This window comes from Pseudomonas syringae KCTC 12500 (assembly GCF_000507185.2).
Lineage (GTDB): Bacteria > Pseudomonadota > Gammaproteobacteria > Pseudomonadales > Pseudomonadaceae > Aquipseudomonas > Aquipseudomonas syringae.
The window spans coordinates 2,934,005-2,951,214 of sequence record NZ_AYTM02000002.1; the positions used below are offsets into that span (position 1 = coordinate 2,934,005).

A 17,210-nucleotide genomic window follows, 5' to 3' on the forward strand; every position below is an offset into this window, starting at 1 on the left:
CGACTTTTATGGAGAGCGTGATGAAAGCATGGCTATTGGCACCAACATTGTTCATGAGCGTCTGCCTCGGCGCATACGCACTCGATTCAACAGACGCTGTCCAGAACGAAACAGCGCCGCCCCCCGATACTGCTCAAGTTGCGCCGCCTCAGGAAGTGGATACTGCGGTACAGGTACGCAATAACAGTGCGTTCGCGATCTACGTCATACAGAAGGGCGTGAAGCAGGACGTGGCGAGCAAAGGCACCTACGTCGTCAGTAGCGCCGCCACTTACCCACTGAGTATCACGCCTGTCAGTGGCACACCGAGCATAAAGTTTGTGACATTTACCGGAAAATCCGGGGCATGCACGTTTGCCAGTTGCCTCATCGTTCAGTAGTGCGACAGAAGGTTGATCCAGAAAAGGCTCACTTCCTGTCCGCAATCACCCCGATCAACACCAGCACCACCAGCAGCACTGGCGCCAGGCTGTAGTTGTTGAACTGGCTGAGGCCGCGTACCACCCACGGCGTGGCGTAGATCAGCGCTGCGCCACTGCCGACTGCGCACAGCAGGGCGATGAGCGGGATGCGCAGGGCTCCGGTAATGCCGCTGATTCGCTGTTCCAGCCAGCCTTTGATGTCCGAGCCGAACAGCACCAGCAGGCAGCCCACCAACGCGAGCGCGATTTCCGAGAGATTGCTGCGGCTCCAGCGCGAGACGGTGGCGAGCAAATCGAGTACGAAATCCATGCAGGGTCCTTAGATCAGAAAGTATTGCAGCAGGTCGTTGAGGAACAGCTGGCCTTGTGGCGTGGCGATCAGGCGTGTCGGGTCCTGGTGCAGCAACCCCTTTTGTTCAGCCTGTCGACGCGCCTCGGCCAGCGAATCGAGGCTTAGACCGGTTCTTTCGCGAAATAACGCAGCGTCCACACCATTTGTCAGTCGCAGTGCGTTCATCAGGAATTCGAACGGTAATTCATCGAGCGGCAACAGCTTGGAACCGGCCTGAAACGGCTTGTCCGGATTCAGGTAATCCTTGGGCAGCCGGGTTTTCCAGGTGCGCATGATGCGCCCGTCCGGGTGGCTCAGCTTGCCGTGTGCGCCTGCGCCGATGCCGATGAAATCACCGAACGCCCAATAGTTGAGGTTATGCCGCGCCGGTTTCCCGGGCTGTGCATAAGCCGACACTTCGTATTGCGCGTAGCCATGAGTGGCCAGCAACTGCTGTCCGGTTTCCTGAATGTCCCAGAGAATGTCGTCTTCGGGCAGCACCGGTGGCTGATTCCAGAATACCGTGTTGGGCTCCAGGGTCAGTTGATACCAGGACAGGTGGGTCGGTGCGAGGGCAATGGCCTGGCGCAGATCAGCCAGCGCTTCGTCTTGGGATTGATCCGGCAGGCCGTGCATCAGGTCCAGATTGAAGTTGTCGAAACCGGCCTGGCGCGCCATGTCGGCAGCACGAATCGCTTCGTCGCCGTTGTGAATGCGGCCCAGCGCCTTGAGTTTGGACTCTTCGAAGCTCTGGATGCCGATCGACAGTCGATTGATGCCCAAGCCGCGATAGGCGCTGAACTTGGCCTGTTCGAAGGTGCCGGGGTTGGCTTCCAGGGTGATCTCGATGTCGCTGGCAAAGCGGATGCGCTGTTCGACGCCTTTTAGCAGGCGCCCCAGCGCATCGGCGCTGAACAGGCTTGGCGTACCCCCACCAAAGAAGATCGATTGCAGCTCGCGGCCATAGACGTGCGGCAGGTCAAGGTCAAGGTCGGCGAGCAGGGCGTCGACGTATTCCTGTTCCGGCAGCACCGGGCTGGCGGTGTGCGAGTTGAAGTCGCAGTACGGGCATTTGCGCACGCACCACGGAATATGGATGTACAGCGACAGCGGCGGCAGGTGCGGCAGTGCAGGGCGCGGGCTCTCTGACGAGAAGCCGCTCTCGCCGAGAAACAGCGGCTGCGCAGGCGAGTCGTGGGTCATTGCAGACCCAGGCGTTGCCGCAACAGGACCATGGCGCGGGCGCGGTGGCTGAGCTGGTTTTTCTCGGTCGGGCCCAGTTCGGCGCTCGAGCAGTTGCGCTCCGGCACCCAGAACAGCGGGTCATAGCCGAAGCCGTGTTCACCGCTGGCGGCATGCAGAATGCGCCCGTGCCACAGCCCTTCACAGAGGATCGGCAATGGGTCGTCGGCGTGGCGTACCAGCGCCAACACGCACACGAACTGCGCACCACGCTGGTCGTCCGGCACGTCTTTCAGCGCCTCCAGCAGCTTGGCGTTGTTGGCAGCATCGCCCTGGCCGTCGGCGTAGCGGGCGGAATAGATACCCGGCGCGCCGCCGAGAAAGTCCACTGCCAGCCCCGAGTCGTCGGCCAGCGCAGGCAGGCCGGACAGGCGCGCGGCGTTGCGTGCCTTGAGGATTGCATTCTCGACGAATGACAGGCCGGTTTCTTCAGGCTCAATCAGGCTGAATTCGCTGACCGAGCGCAGCGTTACGCTGCCGCCGAGCATGGCCTGGAGTTCCTTGAGTTTGCCGCCATTGTGGCTGGCCAGTACGAGTTGTGTGAGGTTCATGGTTGGCCTGTCGTGGTGCATGAAAACGGTCGATTAAACGGCAATCCTGTGGTCCGTCAACCCGGGGCTGGTGACGCGGTAGATACCGATCTCGCCGAGCAGATTGGGCCAGAGCTTGCTGGCCCAGCCATGACGGTGCTGCTGGTCGACCGCCAGCCTGTCGAGCACCTGCGCATCGCGCTCGCGGCACAGCTCTTCGAAGTCGCCGAAGGTACAGAAGTGAATGTTCGGCGTGTTGTACCAGGTGTACGGCAGGAATTCGGACACTGGCATGCGGCCCTTGCTCGCCAGGTACCAGCGGCAGCGCCAGTGACCGAAATTCGGGAAGGTGATGATGCACTGGCGACCGACGCGCAGCATCTCGTCGAGGATTCGGTCCGGGTAATGCACCGCTTGCAGGGCCTGGGTCATGACCACGACGTCGAAGCTGTTGCTGGCAAAGTTGCCCAGCCCCTTGTCGAGGTCCTGCTCGATGACGTTGATGCCCTTGGCGACGCACTCGGCAATGTTGGCCGCGTCGTTTTCCAGTCCGTAGCCAGTGACCTGCTTGTGGTCACGCAGCCAGGTCAGCAATTCGCCGTCACCGCAGCCCAGGTCGAGCACGCGGCTGCCCGCGGGAATCCATTCCTGAATGATTTCCAGATCGGCTCTCATGGCGTCCTCACAACGAAATTCGGTTCATGTAATTGCCGAAAGCCTGCAAGTAGCGCGGAATCGGGATCAGAAAGGCGTCGTGGCCCTGCGGTGCGTCGATTTCCAGGTAGCAGACGTCCTTGCGCGCGGCCATCAGCGCGTCCACCAGTTCCCGCGAGCGGGCCGGCGAGAAGCGCCAGTCGGTGGTGAACGACATCACACAGAATTTGGCGGTGGCGTTGGCAAATGTCTTGGCCAGGTCGTCGTTGAAGTTCGCCGCAGGATCGAAGTAATCCAGTGCCTTGGTCATCAACAGGTAGGTATTGGCGTCGAAACGCCCGGAAAACTCCTCACCCTGATAGCGCAGATAGCTTTCGACCTGGAACTCGACACTGTGGAAGTCGTAGTTGAGTTTTTCGCTCTTCAGGCCACGGCCGAATTTTTCGCCCATCGAGTCATCCGACAGGTAGGTGATGTGCCCGACCATCCGCGCCAGCATCAGGCCGCGTTTGGGAATCACGCCGCGTTCCTGGAACGAACCACCGTGAAATTCCGGGTCGGTAAGAATGGCCTGGCGGGCCACCTCGTTGAACGCGATGTTCTGTGCCGACAGCTTGGGCGCCGAGGCGATCGCCAGGCAGTGGCGCACTCGGTGCGGATAGCTGATGGTCCATTGCAGCGCCTGCATGCCGCCCAGGCTGCCGCCAATCACCGCAGCCCAGGTGTCGATACCGAGCAGGTCGGCCAGCCGGGCCTGGCTGTTGACCCAGTCTTCCACGGTCACCACCGGGAAGTTGGCGCCGAACGGCTTGCCGGTGTCCGGATCAATGCTGCTCGGCCCGGTCGAACCGTTGCAACCGCCCAGATTGTTCAGGCTGACGACAAAGAATTTTTGGGTGTCGATAGGCTTGCCGGGACCGATACAGCTGTCCCACCAACCGGGTTTTCGATCATCGGCGCTGTGGAAGCCTGCGGCATGGTGATGCCCGGACAGCGCATGACAGATCAGCACGGCATTGCTGCGTGCGGCGTTGAGTTGACCGTAGGTTTCGTAAATCAGGTCATAGGCTGGCAACGAACGACCGCAGGCCAGCGCCAGAGGCTCGCTGAAATGCGCCGTTTGCGGTGTGACCAGTCCGACAGAATCGTGGGGGAATACCGTGGGCATCGACCCTGCTCTCGCGTGAATGAGGCGTAAGTCTAAAGACCGCGGGGTGCAGCGGCAATAAGGGATGTTGTGAGGCGTAAATCAACGGCACGATAGTTAAGGCTGTTGTAGGAGCGAACTTGTTCGCGAAGGCGTTGCTTGGGTCGATATATCCTCTTTGGATGTACCTACCCCTTCGCGAACAAGTTCGCTCCTACGGCCTACGGCCAGAATCAAAAGCGGACTTGTGTGTAACGTCGAGCATTGGAACGTGGGAACAGGAATGCTTACATCAACAGCCGCAGCACATCCGGCATGCCGCTCATGGCGGCGAGGTTGTTGATGACCAGCATGTCCAGCAGCTTGAGCACCAGGAATGCGAGGATCGGCGAGATATCCAGACCGCCAAGGTTCGGGACGATCTTGCGGAACGGTGCCAGTGCCGGTTCGCAGATCTGGTTGACCAGTTCCGCGCCAGGGTTATGGCTGCCCGGTGCGACCCACGACAGAATCACGCTGATGATCAGGGCAAAGAAGAAGATCTTCAGGAACAGCGCGGTGACGCTGATGATCGACCACAGCAGCAGGTGCAGCGGGTCGCCCGTGGTGCCGAACATCAGCAGCAGGGTCAGAGCCATCAGGATCATCTGCACGATGATCGCCAGCACCAGCGACGACATGTCCAGCCCGAACAGGCTGGGGATGATGCGCCGCAGCGGCTTGAGCAGCGGTTGGGTGGCGCGCACGATGAACTGGCACAGCGGGTTGTAGAAGTTGGCCCGTACCAGTTGCAGGACGAAGCGCAACAGCACGATCAGCAGGTAAAGACTGCCAAGCGTCTGCAGGACGTAAATTGCAGCGGTGTTCAATCCGATCATCGATCTGCTCCAGAAAACCCGAAAATTATTTGCCCAGTTGTTCAGCCAGCTCGGCTGCACGATGGTCTGCGGCGGTCAGTGCCGTTTCCACCAGTGCCTCGAAACCGCCCGCCTGGAATGCCTTGATGGCGGCCTCGGTGGTCCCGCCCGGTGAGGCGACACGCCGCCGCAGTTCGCCTGCGTCCACATCACTGCCGGTCGCGATCAAGGCCGAGCCCAGCGCTGTTTGCAGGGTCAGCTTTTTAGCGATGTCCTCCGGCAGCCCCAGTTTCACGCCTGCCGCGGTCATCGCCTCCATCATCAAAAAGAAATACGCCGGACCGCTGCCGGACACTGCCGTAACAGCGTCCATGTGTTTTTCCTGCTCGACCCAGACCGCGACGCCGACCGCGGCCAACAACGTCTCGGCCTGTTCACGCTGCTCGGACGTGACGTTGTCGGTCGCGTACAGCCCGCTGGCACCCTGACGCAGCAGCGAGGGCGTGTTGGGCATGCAACGCACCACCGGCTGCTCGCCCAGCCATTGCGTCATGCTGGCGCAGGTGATGCCGGCCGCGACCGAAACAATCAGCTGGTGAGGTTCGAGACTGGACTTCAAGCCCTGGCAGACGTCTTTCATCATCTGCGGCTTGACCGCCAGCACCACCACGTCGGCGCCTTGGATCGCCTCGGCGTTGTCAGCGAATACCTTGATACCGTGGTCGTTGGCGATGCGCTCGCGGGTTTCGGCACCCGGCGCACTGGCACTGATCAGTGCCGCCTCCACGCCCTGGGCGCGCAGGCCGCCGATCAGGCTGGCGGCCATGTTTCCGGCACCGACGAAGGCAATACGGGTCTTGCTCATGAAGGGGTCCTTATGAAGAGGTTATGGCTGGCCATAGTCGCGGGCACCAAAAAGAGCGGTGCCGATGCGTACCCAGGTCGCGCCTTGTGCAATGGCGGCTTCCAGGTCGTGGCTCATGCCCATGGAAAGTGTGTCGAGCGGCAGGTTCAACTGCTCCTGCAGCGTGCGCACTGCGGCGAAGGATGCATCCTGCGCCGCAGGATCGTCTGTGGGCTCGGGGATGGCCATCAGGCCGCGCAACCTGAGTCGCGGCAGGGCGATGATGGCCGCGGCCAGTGCAGGCAGGTCCTGAGGCGTGCAGCCCGACTTGCTGGCTTCGCCACTGACGTTCACCTGAATGCAGATGTTCAGCGGTTCAAGCGCTTCGGGGCGTTGCTCGGACAGGCGTTGAGCGATTTTCAGGCGGTCCACGGAATGTACCCAGTCGAAGTTCTCGGCGATAGCTCGCGTCTTGTTCGATTGAATGGGGCCAATGAAGTGCCAGCACAAGGGCAGGTCGCTCAGTTCGAGCTGTTTGCCCAGTGCTTCCTGTAGATAATTTTCGCCAAAATCGCGCAAACCTGCGGTGTAAGCTTCACGCAGGTCACTGGCGGGCTTGGTTTTGCTCACCGCCAGCAGGCCGACGGACGCCGGATCGCGCTCAGCGGCAAGCGCTGCGTCGCGAATTCGCTGTTCGAGCGTTGAAATGTTCGCTGCTATCGTAGACATTGATTTGCGCCAGCAGGGCTAAAGTCTGCGGCATTCTATGTGATTGAGGAGCTGTATGGATATTACCGAGCTGCTGGCCTTCAGTGCCAAACAGGGCGCGTCGGACTTGCACCTCTCTGCAGGTCTGCCGCCGATGATCCGCGTCGACGGCGATGTACGGCGTATCAACCTGCCCCCGCTGGACGCGAAGGAGGTCAAGGCGCTGATCTACGACATCATGAACGACAAGCAACGGCAAGACTTCGAAGAGCGTCTGGAAACCGACTTTTCCTTCGAAGTGCCGGGCGTGGCGCGGTTTCGGGTCAACGCCTTCAACCAGAATCGCGGTGCCGGCGCGGTATTCCGGACCATTCCCTCGAAAATCCTGAGCATGGAAGACTTGGGCATGGGCAATGTGTTTCGCAAGATTACCGACGTGGCGCGAGGCCTGATCCTGGTCACCGGTCCGACCGGCTCAGGCAAGTCGACCACCCTGGCGGCGATGATCGACTACCTCAATTGCAACAAGCATCACCATATCCTGACCATCGAGGACCCGATCGAATTCGTCCACGAGTCGAAGAAGTGCCTGGTCAACCAGCGCGAGGTGCACCGCGACACGCTGGGCTTCTCGGAGGCGCTGCGCTCGGCGTTGCGTGAAGACCCGGACGTGATTCTGGTCGGTGAAATGCGTGACCTGGAGACCATCCGCCTGGCGCTGACCGCTGCTGAGACCGGCCATCTGGTATTCGGCACGCTGCACACCACGTCAGCGGCCAAGACCATCGACCGGATCGTCGACGTGTTTCCTGCTCAGGAAAAATCGATGATTCGCTCGATGCTCTCCGAATCGCTGCACGCCGTGGTCTCGCAGGCGTTGCTCAAGAAGGTCGGCGGCGGACGCGTGGCGGCGCACGAAATCATGATGGGCACCCCGGCGATTCGTAACCTGATCCGTGAGGACAAGGTGGCGCAGATGTATTCGTCGATCCAGACGGGCGGCTCGATGGGCATGCAGACGCTGGACATGTGCCTGGCCGATCTGGTGAAGAAGGGGCTGATCACCCGCGAAAGCGCACGCGAACGCGCCAAGGTGCCGGATAACTTCTGATCACAGGGATGCTGCAGGAACGAAAAAGGGGTCTTGAACGCGTTCAAGACCCCTTTTTCAGATGCAGCTTGCAGACCGTAGATTCAGGCCAGGATCAGCGCTGAACCACACGCATCTGCCCTGGTTGCTTGGGCAACACACGCTTGGCAATCTTGTAGTGGCTGTTCCAATACGGTTTGTTCAGCGTATCGACAGTTACGGCCTTGCCACGGCGCGGCGCATGAACGAACTTGTTGTCGCCCAGGTAAATGGCGACGTGGTTGATGTTGCGGCTCTTGATGTTGAAGAACAGCAGATCACCGGGTTTCAGATCCTTGCGATCCACCGTTTGACCATGACCCTGGGCCATGGCATTGGAGGTGCGTGGCAGGTCGACCTCACGGACATCCGTGTAGGCGTATTTGACCAGTCCGCTGCAATCCAGGCCTTTACCGGGCGTGTTGCCGCCCCAGCGATAAGGCGTGCCCACAGCCTGCAAGGCGCGCTTTACAACGGCGTTGCCTTGCTTGGCAGGGGCAGAAGCCTGCAAGGCCGCGACTTTCTTGGCGTTCTTGCGTGAAAGCGGCTTCTGGACGGCGTGGGTACCAGTGCCGTACTGAGTTCGGGTGGTGGTGGCTTCCTGGGGTGCATTGCGAGTCGCGAGTGCCGGTGAAGAGTGGCTTTTGGCGGTGTAGCCCGAGAAGCTCGCAGGAAGTTGTTGCTCACGATTGGTGGCGTGGGCGGCCAGAGGCATAAATAGGCAAATGGTTAGCCATGTCTTGAAAAAAGGACGCATTCGGCAGGGCTCATGGTGGTCAGCGCGCAACTTTATAACAGCTTTTTGAAAAAAACTGACCCCATTTGTCGAGCGCATCACAGTGGCATCATTGCGTTTTATGCGACAGACTCTTTCTTTTTTTGGCCCAATCCCTTTAGCGACAAGGGCTTGGCGGCATTAAACCGCCTCATGTGCCATACGTCGGAATAGGGAAACCAAGTCACAATTTTGTTATGTATTTTTTTCTATCAGCACAAAGAGGGCAAAAATGAACGCCTATCGTTCAGACACACACAGCAAGGTCATGGGCTACCTGATGTGGATTTTCGGCTTCCTGGGAGCGCATCGCTTCTACTACGGCAAGCCGGTCACCGGGACCATCTGGTTCTTCACATTCGGTCTGTTTGGCATCGGCTGGCTGATCGACCTGTTCCTGATCCCGTCGATGGACCGTGACGCCGACCTGCGCTTTACACCTGGCTCCACCGACTACAGCGTGGCGTGGGTGCTGTTGACCTTCCTCGGCCTGTTCGGTGTGCACCGCATGTACCAGGGCAAGTGGATCACCGGGATCATCTACCTGTTTACCGGCGGGTTGTTTCTGGTCGGTATCCTCTATGACTTCTGGACATTGAATGACCAGATCTCGATGAAGAACGCCCGACGCGGGTAAGGCTGGGACGAAGGGCTGACGCAGAGCGCGGCCCGGACACCTATCGTTCCTCACGCTCGCGTGGGAATGCCTGTCGTGACGTTCCGCGTCACAAATCTGCGCCGCGCCGCATGCTCAAGACCGGACGCAGAGCGTCCAGAACTGCATGCCGACGCGGAGCGTCGCACGATAGTCGAAACCCTTCGCGAACAAGTTCGCTCCTACGGCCTTCGGCCAGAATCAAAAGCGGACTTGTGCATAACGATGAGCACTCTGTGCGGGAGCGAGAGCCCGGAGCGGGCTCAACGGCTGTAGCTGATCCGTCCATCCACCAGTGTGTAGCGTACCGAGCCGGGCAGGCAGTGGCCGATGAAGGGGCAGTTTTCGCCTTTTGACAGCCAGGTCTCGCCGGCAACCGTCGAGGCGGCAGGGTCGAACAGGACGATGTCGGCCGGCGCTCCTGCACTCAGCTTGCCGGCTGGCAGGCGCAGCGCGGCGGCAGGGCCGCTGCTCAGGCGGGCGATCAGGGTCGGCAGGTCCAGCAGGCCGTCATCCACCAGCGTCATGGCCAGCGGCAGCAGTAGTTCGACGCTGCTGATGCCTGGTTCCGTAGCGCCAAACGGTGCCAGCTTGGCATCGCGTTCGTGCGGCTGGTGATGGCTGGAAATCGCCTGAATGACACCACTCTTCACCGCTTCACGCAGGCCATCGCGATCAGCGCGGGTGCGCAGTGGCGGCTGCACGTGATAGAGGCTGGAGAAGTCGATCAGCGCCTCGTCAGTCAGAATCAACTGATACAGCGCGACGTCCGCCGTCACCGGCAGACCGCGCGCCTGCGCCTGGGCGATCAGCGCCGCGCCACGTGCACTGGTCAGCTGGCTGAAGTGCGCGCGTACACCGCTCTGTTCGACCAGCAACAGGTCGCGAGCCAGCGCCACGGTCTCGGCCGTCTCGGGAATGCCCGCCAGGCCCAGGAAACTGGCCGTCGGACCGTCGTGCGCCAGACCGCCTTCGGCCAGATCACGATCCTGCGAGTTGAAAATCACCGTCAGGTCAAAGGTCGCCGCATATTCCAGCGCCCGGCACAGCGTGCGGGTGTTGCTGAAGCTGCTCAGGCCGTTGCCGAAGGCCACGCAGCCTGCGTCGCGCAGGGCGATCAGTTCTGCCAGCTGTTCGCCTTCCAGGCCCTTGCTCAGCGCCCCGATGGGGAACACCTTGCTGAACCCGGCCTCACGGGCGCGATCCAGGATCAGCTCGGCCACCGCCGAGGTGTCGAGCACCGGTTTGGTACGTGGCGGGCAGCACAGGCTGGTCACGCCGCCTGCCACCGCCGCGCGGGTTTCGCTGGCAATGCTGCCCTTGCGGCTGTAGCCCGGCTCGCGCAGGGATACGTTGAGGTCGACCAGGCCCGGTGCTGCAACCAGCCCGGTAGCGTCGATGGTCTGGGTGGGCTCGAAACCCGCCGGTGCCGAACCGATGGCGCTGAGTTTGCCTGCTTCGAGGTGCAGGTCAGTGATTTGATCCAGCCCGCTGACCGGGTCGATGACGCGAGCGCCGAGGATGCTGAGCTTCACTGGGCGTTCTCCTGTTCGAATTGGCGTTGTGCGTTCTGTCCGCTCATGGCCATGGACAGCACCGCCATGCGGATCGCGATACCGTAAGTCACTTGATTGAGAATCACCGAATGCGCGCCGTCGGCCACTGCCGATTCGATCTCCACGCCGCGGTTGATCGGGCCGGGGTGCATGACTATCGCATCCGGCTTCGCGGCTTCCAGACGCGCAGTGGTCAGGCCGAACAGGCGATAGAACTCGCCTTCGCTGGGCAGCAGGCCACCGGTCATGCGTTCGCGCTGCAGACGCAGCATGATGACCACGTCCACGTCCTTCAAACCTTCGTTGAGGTCGGTGTAGACCTTGACCCCGTATTGTTCGACGCCCACCGGCAGCAGGGTTTTCGGCCCGATCACGCGGATATCCGGGCAGCCCAGCGCCTTGAGCGCAAGCATATTGGAGCGTGCCACCCGTGAATGCAGGATGTCGCCGACGATGGCCACCGACAGGTTCTCGAAACCGCCCTTGTGGCGGCGGATGGTCAGCATGTCGAGCATGCCCTGGGTCGGGTGAGCATGGCGGCCGTCGCCGCCGTTGATGATCGCGACGTCCGGGCAGACGTGCTCGGCAATGAAGTGCGCCGCACCTGAATCCGCGTGGCGCACGACGAACATGTCGGCGGCCATCGCTTCGAGGTTGCGTAGGGTGTCGAAGAGCGTTTCACCTTTGCTGGTGGACGAGGTTGAGACGTTCAGCGTGATCACGTCGGCTGACAGGCGCTGGGCCGCCAGCTCAAAAGTGGTCCGGGTGCGCGTGGAGTTCTCGAAGAACACGTTGCACACCGTCTTGCCGCGCAACAATGGGACTTTCTTGACCGCCCGGGCGCCGACTTCGAGGAACGAGTCGGCCGTGTCGAGAATTTCGGTGAGCAGCTCGCGGGGCAAGCCGTCCAGAGACAGGAAATGGCGCAGCTGGCCCAGGTGGTTGAGCTGCAGCGGGCGCTTGGCGTCGAGAGGCGTCATCGCAATGGACTCTTAAAGGGCGGTGGAGAGGTCTTGAAGTTCGAGCGCCAGCGGCTCGGGGCCGGACAGCTTGATGCGTTCATTCGGTGCCAGCGCCAGGGTGGCGCCGACCACGTTCGGACGTACCGGCAGTTCACCGGCGTCCAGGTCCAGCAGGCAGACCAGCGTGACACTGGCCGGGCGGCCGTAATCGAACAGTTCGTTGAGTGCGGCACGGACAGTACGGCCGCTCATCAGCACGTCATCGATCAGCACCAGGTGCTGGCCTTCGATCTCGAACGGCAGTTCAGAAGGGCGCACTTGAGGGTGCAGGCCGTTCTGGCTGAAATCATCGCGATAGAACGAAACGTCCAGCGTGCCCAGCGGAGCGGGGTTGTTCAGTGCCTTGAGCAGCGCCTGGGCAATCCAGACACCGCCGGTGCGGATGCCGATGAAACGAGGGTCGCTGATGCCGCGCTTGCTCAGGTGAGCGTTCAGGTCAGTGGCCATCTGACGAATCAGTTCGGCGGGATCGGGCAGGCTCATGGTTGCTCCTTAGAGGCTCGGGCAGCGTCGGTCCGTGGCGCGATGCTCAAGCGATAACGTGGAATCCGGGTATCTCGAAGCGATAAAGGCAGAAAAAGTCACACATTCAACAGTTCTGGGTGCTCATCCAGCCAGCCTTGCAGCAACAGCGCAGCGGCAATGGCGTCCACCGGATTGTCGCGATAGCTGCCTTTCTGGCCGCCGCGCGCCATGCGCTCGCCCTTGGCTTCGAAGGTGGTCAGGCGTTCATCATGGGTGTAGACCGTTACACCAAAGCGTCCGTTGAGCTTGCGCGAAAACTTTTCCGCGCGCGCGCTCATGTCGCTGGGCGTGCCGTCCATGTTCAACGGCAGGCCGACCACGATCGCATCAGGTTTCCACTCGTTGATCAGCGCCTGGACCTTGTCCCAGTCCGGCACGCCATTCTGCGCCTTGAGCGTACAGAGTTCACGTGCCTGGCCGGTAATCGCCTGGCCGACCGCAACGCCGATCTGTTTGGTGCCGTAATCAATGCCCAGCAGCAGCCGTAAGGCGACCATCAAGCGTGCCCCGCCTGGGTCGAGATCAGGTTGAGGTTGATGCCCAGGCGTCTGGCGGCAGCATCCAGACGCTGCTCGCTGTCGACATCGAACAGGATGGCCGGGTCGAACGAGCAGGTCAGCCAGGCATTGTCGGCCATTTCAGCATCCAGTTGACCGGCATCCCATCCCGCGTAGCCCAGAGTGATCACATTTTGATCAGGCCCGTAGCCATCGGCGATGGAGAACAGCACATCCTGAGAGGTCGACAAGGAAATCCCGCCCGGAAGATTGACCGTCGCCTGAAAGGTCTGGCCGCTGGGATGCAGGACAAAGCCCCGATCGGTCTGCACCGGCCCGCCGGTATGAATGACGATGTCCTGGCAGTGTCTCGGCGCCGGAAGCTCCGGTCGCAGTTGTTCGAGCACATCGGCCAGGGTCAGGCTTTGCGGGCGGTTGATCACCAGCCCCATGGCGCCATTGGCGTTGTGCTCGACAATGTAGGTCAAGGTCTGAGCAAAGTTCTCATCGTGCATATGAGGCATGGCGATGAGGAAATGATGCTTGAGATAACTCGGAGAGACTTTTTTCATGAGCCCTAGTTTGGCGTTGCCTTGCCCGGCTGACAACTGACACGTGTGTGTGTCGGGCGTCAGCTGGCAAAAAGTTCAGTTGCTTGACAGCTTGTCTCCGCGTGCAAATTTCCAGGTGCGAATGATCTCCAGTCGATCGATATCCGCCAGATCGCCGGTGAACGGCGCAAAAGGCGCCGCCAGACGCACGATCCGCTGTGCGGCCTGATCCAGCAAAGGCTGTCCTGAAGATTCGAGCACCAGCACTTCATACAACGAGCCGTCCCGATTGATTGACACAAGAAGTCGCAAATTACCGTAGATCTGCTTGCGTCGTGCTTCCTCAGGATAGTTCAGGTTTCCGACCCGCTCGACCTTCTTGCGCCAGTCATCCTTGTACCAGGCACCTTTGTCGCGCATGGTCGAGGCCGCATTGAGGCGGTGGATCTTCGGGCGCTTGGCGTAAAGCTGCTGTTCGGTCGACAGTTCGGCTTCGAGGCTGGCAATTTCGTTGCTCAGTTCCGAGCTGTCGAAGGTCGGTGCGGCCTTGGTGGTGGGCTCGGGCTTGACTTCATCGCGCTTGGCAACGGTTTTCTGCTGGCTGGGCGCGGTGGTCGCGACGGCGGTCTTCGGTGCTTCCTGTTTGACCACCGGCTTGCTGGCCGGGGGCGGCGTGACCTTGTTGACCTTGGTGTCCTGATAGGGCGCCAGCTCAGTGGTCTTGAGCGTTTCGGCCTTGTCCAGAGTGCCGCTGCCCTGCTGATCGTCTTGCGCCAGAAAGTCAGCCTGTTTGGGCTTTTCTTCGCTTTTGAAGCTGGCCAGGGTGATTTCCAGCGTCTGCGAGATCTGCTCCGGCTTTACATAGGTGAAGCCCACGCCAAGGATCACCGCGAGGTGAATCAGCGCCGCGATCATCATGGTAAAACCCAGGCGATCGGCAGGGCGCACACCGGCGTTGGCGAGTTCCGGGGGGAGGTCGTTGTTGGCCATGGATGTCATTGGCGGTTCAGCATCTCGTCAGCCTGCATGTCAAAATCCGTGTCGTGTTACAGGTGGCGCATGATAACGCAATGTGCCGCGCCGCTCTGCTGCGGATCGGACCAAGGGAATCGATCTGGCGCCGTGGCGCACGGTGTTGCCCGTGGCCAGCGGCGTCAGCGGCTGATCAGCCCTTGCGCGCTTGCAGCTTCTTCTCGATCGCGTCCATCAGCAGGCCACCAATGTTGGTGCCGAAGGCGTTGTCGATCTCGCGGATGCAGGTCGGGCTGGTGACGTTGATTTCGGTCAGGTGCTCACCAATCACGTCGAGGCCGACGAACAGCAGGCCTTTTTCACGCAGGGTCGGGCCGATCTGTTCGGCGATCCAGCGGTCCTTGTCGCTCAACGGACGGGCCTCGCCACGTCCACCGGCCGCCAGGTTGCCACGCGTCTCGCCGGCTGCCGGGATGCGCGCCAGGCAATACGGGACCGGTTCGCCATCGACCATCAGAATGCGTTTGTCGCCGTCCTTGATGGCCGGCAGGTAACCCTGCGCCATGATTTGCTGCGTGCCGTGGGCGGTCAGGGTTTCGAGGATCACTGACAGGTTCGGATCGCCCGCACGGTGGCGGAAGATCGACGCGCCGCCCATGCCGTCCAGCGGCTTGAGGATCACGTCGCCGTGCTGTTCGGCGAATTCACGGATGATGTCCGCGCGGCGGCTGACCAGCGTCGGCGGCGTGCACTGCGGAAACAGTGTGGCGAACAGCTTCTCGTTGCAGTCGCGCAGGCTCTGAGGCTTGTTGACCACCAGTACCCCGGCACGCTCGGCCTGCTCCAGCAGGTAAGTGGCGTAGACGAATTCCATATCGAACGGCGGATCCTTGCGCATCAGGATCACGTCCAGGTCTTCGAGACCTGCGTCGACTTCGGCTTCGAACTCGAACCACTTGGCCGGATCGGCAAATACCTTGAGCGGCTTCATGCGTGCGCGGGCCTGACCAGCGTTCTGATACAGGTCTTTCTGTTCCATATAGAACAGTGACCAGCCGCGTTCCTGGGCGGCAAGCAGCATGGCCAGCGAGCTGTCCTTTTTATAGGAAATGCGCTCAATGGGGTCCATGACAATCCCTAGGCGAACGCTCATGGGCAATATCCTCTGATCGGTAAGGGCCGCAACGGCCGTAAAATTGGCATCAGGGTGGCGCTCCGATTGCTCCCGGTCAAGGGGCAGGCCTGCCGCGATGCGCCAAGGTGCACTTTATGGATTGCGTCTGGAGAGTGTGCTAAAAAGGCTCGGCATCCGGTCTTCGGTCCCAGTCGATCAACGAAGCGATACCGTCAGGCTCCCAGTGCCTCGCAGAATGCGCAAAAATTCGCTGCGGCGATGGAAGAGCAGCTATGGAACAACACGCCTCCGCCCTGAAAGTCATGGTCATCGATGATTCGAAGACCATCCGCCGCACCGCCGAAACACTGCTCAAGAACGCAGGTTGTGAAGTCATCACTGCGATAGACGGTTTCGACGCGCTGGCCAAGATTGCCGATAACCACCCGCGAATCATATTCGTCGATATCATGATGCCGCGTCTGGACGGTTATCAGACCTGCGCGCTGATCAAGAACAACCGGGCATTCAAGTCGACGCCGGTCATCATGCTGTCCTCCAAGGACGGTCTGTTCGACAAGGCCAAGGGGCGGATTGTCGGTTCCGATCAGTTTTTGACCAAGCCTTTCAGCAAGGAAGAACTGCTCAGCGCGATCAAGGCTCATGTGCCGGGCTTCGTTGCAGCAGAACAACACATATCATGACGCCCGCGCCTGATGTAGCGCGCTCGTAATCTGACGGGGAACACCCATGGCTCGAATATTGATCGTCGATGACTCGCCGACTGAAATGTACAAACTCACCGGCATGCTGGAAAAGCACGGTCATGAAGTGCTCAAGGCCGAAAACGGCGCTGATGGCGTGGCCCTGGCCCGTCAGGAAAAGCCCGATGCCGTGCTGATGGATATCGTCATGCCGGGGCTCAACGGTTTTCAGGCCACGCGCCAGCTGACCAAGGATGCCGACACCAGCATGATCCCGGTGATCATGATCACCACCAAGGATCAGGAGACCGACAAGGTCTGGGGTAAACGCCAGGGCGCGCGGGATTACCTGACCAAGCCGGTGGACGAAGAAACCCTGATGAAAACCCTGAATGCGGTGCTGGCCGGCTGATTGCCGGAATCGCCATGGCCGAGCCGCGCACCGCTTTTGAACTGCTTCTGGATATGGATCGACGCTGTCGTTCGCTGGCGGCGGGCCTGCCGCTGCAGGAAGCCCATCAGCAGGACTGGGTCGGCATCGGTTTTCGCATGGGCGAGCAACGCTTTGTCGCGCCGATTGGCGAGATCGCCGAAATCCTCCACGAACCCCATCATGCGGTAATGCCCGGGGTGAAGTTCTGGGTGGCGGGTATCGCCAATCTGCGCGGTCGGTTGCTGCCACTCATGGATCTGTGCGGGTTTTTCGGCCACGAACTGGCGCCGGTGCGTAAACAGCGCCGGGTGCTGGTGGTCGAGCACCATGACGTATTTGCCGGTCTGCTGGTCGATGAAGTGTTCGGCATGCAACGTTTCAGTCAGTTGAGCCTCATACCCCAGACCTCGCAGGACATGGATCAGCGTATGGTGCCGTTCCTGCGCGGGCAATTTATCCGCGAGCAGGCGTGGCAGATATTCAGCCCGTGGGCGCTGGTGCAGTCTGCGGATTTCATGGACCTGGCGTCCTAGCATGTCGGG

At 60.8% G+C, this 17,210-nt stretch carries 22 protein-coding genes; 6 read left to right on the plus strand and 16 right to left on the minus strand.

Translation table 11 applies throughout. From position 1 onward, the window contains the following. Window positions 1-20: 20 nt before the first annotated feature. Window positions 21-380, plus strand: a complete 360-nt coding sequence (locus V476_RS13395) for a hypothetical protein (RefSeq protein WP_024959622.1) — start codon at window positions 21-23, stop codon at window positions 378-380. Window positions 381-408: 28 nt separating this feature from the next. Here the strand turns inward: V476_RS13395 and V476_RS13400 are convergent, their stop codons facing one another. From V476_RS13400 to V476_RS13435, 8 genes are all read right to left on the minus strand, one after another. After that, the gene (locus tag V476_RS13400; RefSeq protein WP_002551720.1) at window positions 409-732 is read right to left on the minus strand and encodes a DUF3392 domain-containing protein; all 324 of its coding nucleotides are present in this window, start codon (window positions 730-732) and stop codon (window positions 409-411) included. Window positions 733-741: 9 nt separating this feature from the next. Beyond that, complete coding sequence (hemW, locus tag V476_RS13405) at window positions 742-1,956, minus strand: radical SAM family heme chaperone HemW (RefSeq protein ID WP_003316722.1); 1,215 nt, start codon at window positions 1,954-1,956, stop codon at window positions 742-744. Then, complete coding sequence (gene rdgB, locus V476_RS13410; RefSeq protein WP_003422453.1) at window positions 1,953-2,546, minus strand: RdgB/HAM1 family non-canonical purine NTP pyrophosphatase; 594 nt, start codon at window positions 2,544-2,546, stop codon at window positions 1,953-1,955. The genes hemW and rdgB overlap by 4 nt, the downstream gene beginning before the upstream one ends. Window positions 2,547-2,579: 33 nt before the next feature. After that, window positions 2,580-3,200: a methionine biosynthesis protein MetW gene (metW, locus tag V476_RS13415; RefSeq protein WP_003316724.1), complete on the minus strand. Its 621-nt coding sequence runs from the start codon at window positions 3,198-3,200 to the stop codon at window positions 2,580-2,582. Window positions 3,201-3,207: 7 nt separating this feature from the next. Continuing rightward, a complete protein-coding gene (metX, locus tag V476_RS13420; RefSeq protein ID WP_003316725.1) occupies window positions 3,208-4,347 on the minus strand; it encodes a homoserine O-succinyltransferase MetX in 1,140 nt (379 codons plus the stop codon). Between the two features lie 266 nt (window positions 4,348-4,613). Continuing rightward, window positions 4,614-5,204: a YggT family protein gene (locus V476_RS13425; RefSeq protein ID WP_003345162.1), complete on the minus strand. Its 591-nt coding sequence runs from the start codon at window positions 5,202-5,204 to the stop codon at window positions 4,614-4,616. A 25-nt stretch (window positions 5,205-5,229) separates the two neighbouring features. Continuing rightward, on the minus strand, window positions 5,230-6,048 hold the full coding sequence (proC, locus tag V476_RS13430; protein WP_024683364.1) for a pyrroline-5-carboxylate reductase: 819 nt from the start codon (window positions 6,046-6,048) through the stop codon (window positions 5,230-5,232). 21 nt (window positions 6,049-6,069) lie between these two features. Beyond that, window positions 6,070-6,756 (minus strand): YggS family pyridoxal phosphate-dependent enzyme, encoded by a 687-nt coding sequence (locus tag V476_RS13435; protein WP_003422448.1) that lies wholly within the window; start codon window positions 6,754-6,756, stop codon window positions 6,070-6,072. 55 nt (window positions 6,757-6,811) lie between these two features. Here V476_RS13435 and V476_RS13440 point away from each other — a divergent pair, with 55 nt between their 5' ends. Further along, window positions 6,812-7,846 carry a type IV pilus twitching motility protein PilT gene (locus V476_RS13440; RefSeq protein WP_003345166.1) on the plus strand — a complete coding sequence of 345 codons (1,035 nt, stop codon included), beginning with the start codon at window positions 6,812-6,814 and terminating at the stop codon, window positions 7,844-7,846. Between the two features lie 94 nt (window positions 7,847-7,940). On the opposite strand, the gene V476_RS13445 is transcribed toward V476_RS13440, so the two are convergent. Beyond that, on the minus strand, window positions 7,941-8,621 hold the full coding sequence (locus tag V476_RS13445) for a C40 family peptidase (protein ID WP_050428319.1): 681 nt from the start codon (window positions 8,619-8,621) through the stop codon (window positions 7,941-7,943). Between the two features lie 250 nt (window positions 8,622-8,871). Between V476_RS13445 and V476_RS13450 the strand changes: the two genes are divergently transcribed. Next, a complete protein-coding gene (locus V476_RS13450; protein WP_003345171.1) occupies window positions 8,872-9,276 on the plus strand; it encodes an NINE protein in 405 nt (134 codons plus the stop codon). A 281-nt stretch (window positions 9,277-9,557) separates the two neighbouring features. Here the strand turns inward: V476_RS13450 and V476_RS13455 are convergent, their stop codons facing one another. The 7 genes from V476_RS13455 to gshB form a co-directional block, all read right to left on the minus strand. Further along, complete coding sequence (locus V476_RS13455; RefSeq protein WP_003366140.1) at window positions 9,558-10,829, minus strand: dihydroorotase; 1,272 nt, start codon at window positions 10,827-10,829, stop codon at window positions 9,558-9,560. Then, complete coding sequence (locus tag V476_RS13460) at window positions 10,826-11,830, minus strand: aspartate carbamoyltransferase catalytic subunit (RefSeq protein WP_003316734.1); 1,005 nt, start codon at window positions 11,828-11,830, stop codon at window positions 10,826-10,828. Before V476_RS13460 ends, V476_RS13455 begins: the two co-directional genes overlap by 4 nt. Before the next feature lie 12 nt (window positions 11,831-11,842). Then, window positions 11,843-12,355, minus strand: a complete 513-nt coding sequence (gene pyrR, locus V476_RS13465) for a bifunctional pyr operon transcriptional regulator/uracil phosphoribosyltransferase PyrR (RefSeq protein ID WP_024959623.1) — start codon at window positions 12,353-12,355, stop codon at window positions 11,843-11,845. A gap of 98 nt (window positions 12,356-12,453) precedes the next feature. Next, window positions 12,454-12,894: a Holliday junction resolvase RuvX gene (gene ruvX, locus V476_RS13470; protein ID WP_024959624.1), complete on the minus strand. Its 441-nt coding sequence runs from the start codon at window positions 12,892-12,894 to the stop codon at window positions 12,454-12,456. Further along, window positions 12,894-13,466 (minus strand): YqgE/AlgH family protein, encoded by a 573-nt coding sequence (locus tag V476_RS13475; RefSeq protein WP_003392236.1) that lies wholly within the window; start codon window positions 13,464-13,466, stop codon window positions 12,894-12,896. Before V476_RS13475 ends, ruvX begins: the two co-directional genes overlap by 1 nt. Window positions 13,467-13,541: 75 nt before the next feature. Next, window positions 13,542-14,444, minus strand: a complete 903-nt coding sequence (locus V476_RS13480; protein WP_024959625.1) for an energy transducer TonB — start codon at window positions 14,442-14,444, stop codon at window positions 13,542-13,544. 166 nt (window positions 14,445-14,610) lie between these two features. Beyond that, window positions 14,611-15,570: a glutathione synthase gene (gene gshB, locus V476_RS13485; protein WP_024959626.1), complete on the minus strand. Its 960-nt coding sequence runs from the start codon at window positions 15,568-15,570 to the stop codon at window positions 14,611-14,613. 254 nt (window positions 15,571-15,824) lie between these two features. Here gshB and pilG point away from each other — a divergent pair, with 254 nt between their 5' ends. From pilG to V476_RS13500, 3 genes are read left to right on the plus strand one after another with little or no spacing between them, the layout of a single operon-like run. After that, window positions 15,825-16,235 (plus strand): twitching motility response regulator PilG, encoded by a 411-nt coding sequence (pilG, locus tag V476_RS13490; RefSeq protein ID WP_002551738.1) that lies wholly within the window; start codon window positions 15,825-15,827, stop codon window positions 16,233-16,235. A 46-nt stretch (window positions 16,236-16,281) separates the two neighbouring features. Continuing rightward, a complete protein-coding gene (pilH, locus tag V476_RS13495; protein ID WP_003316741.1) occupies window positions 16,282-16,647 on the plus strand; it encodes a twitching motility response regulator PilH in 366 nt (121 codons plus the stop codon). A 14-nt stretch (window positions 16,648-16,661) separates the two neighbouring features. Further along, the gene (locus V476_RS13500) at window positions 16,662-17,201 is read left to right on the plus strand and encodes a chemotaxis protein CheW (RefSeq protein WP_024959627.1); all 540 of its coding nucleotides are present in this window, start codon (window positions 16,662-16,664) and stop codon (window positions 17,199-17,201) included. Window positions 17,202-17,210 lie beyond the last annotated feature (9 nt).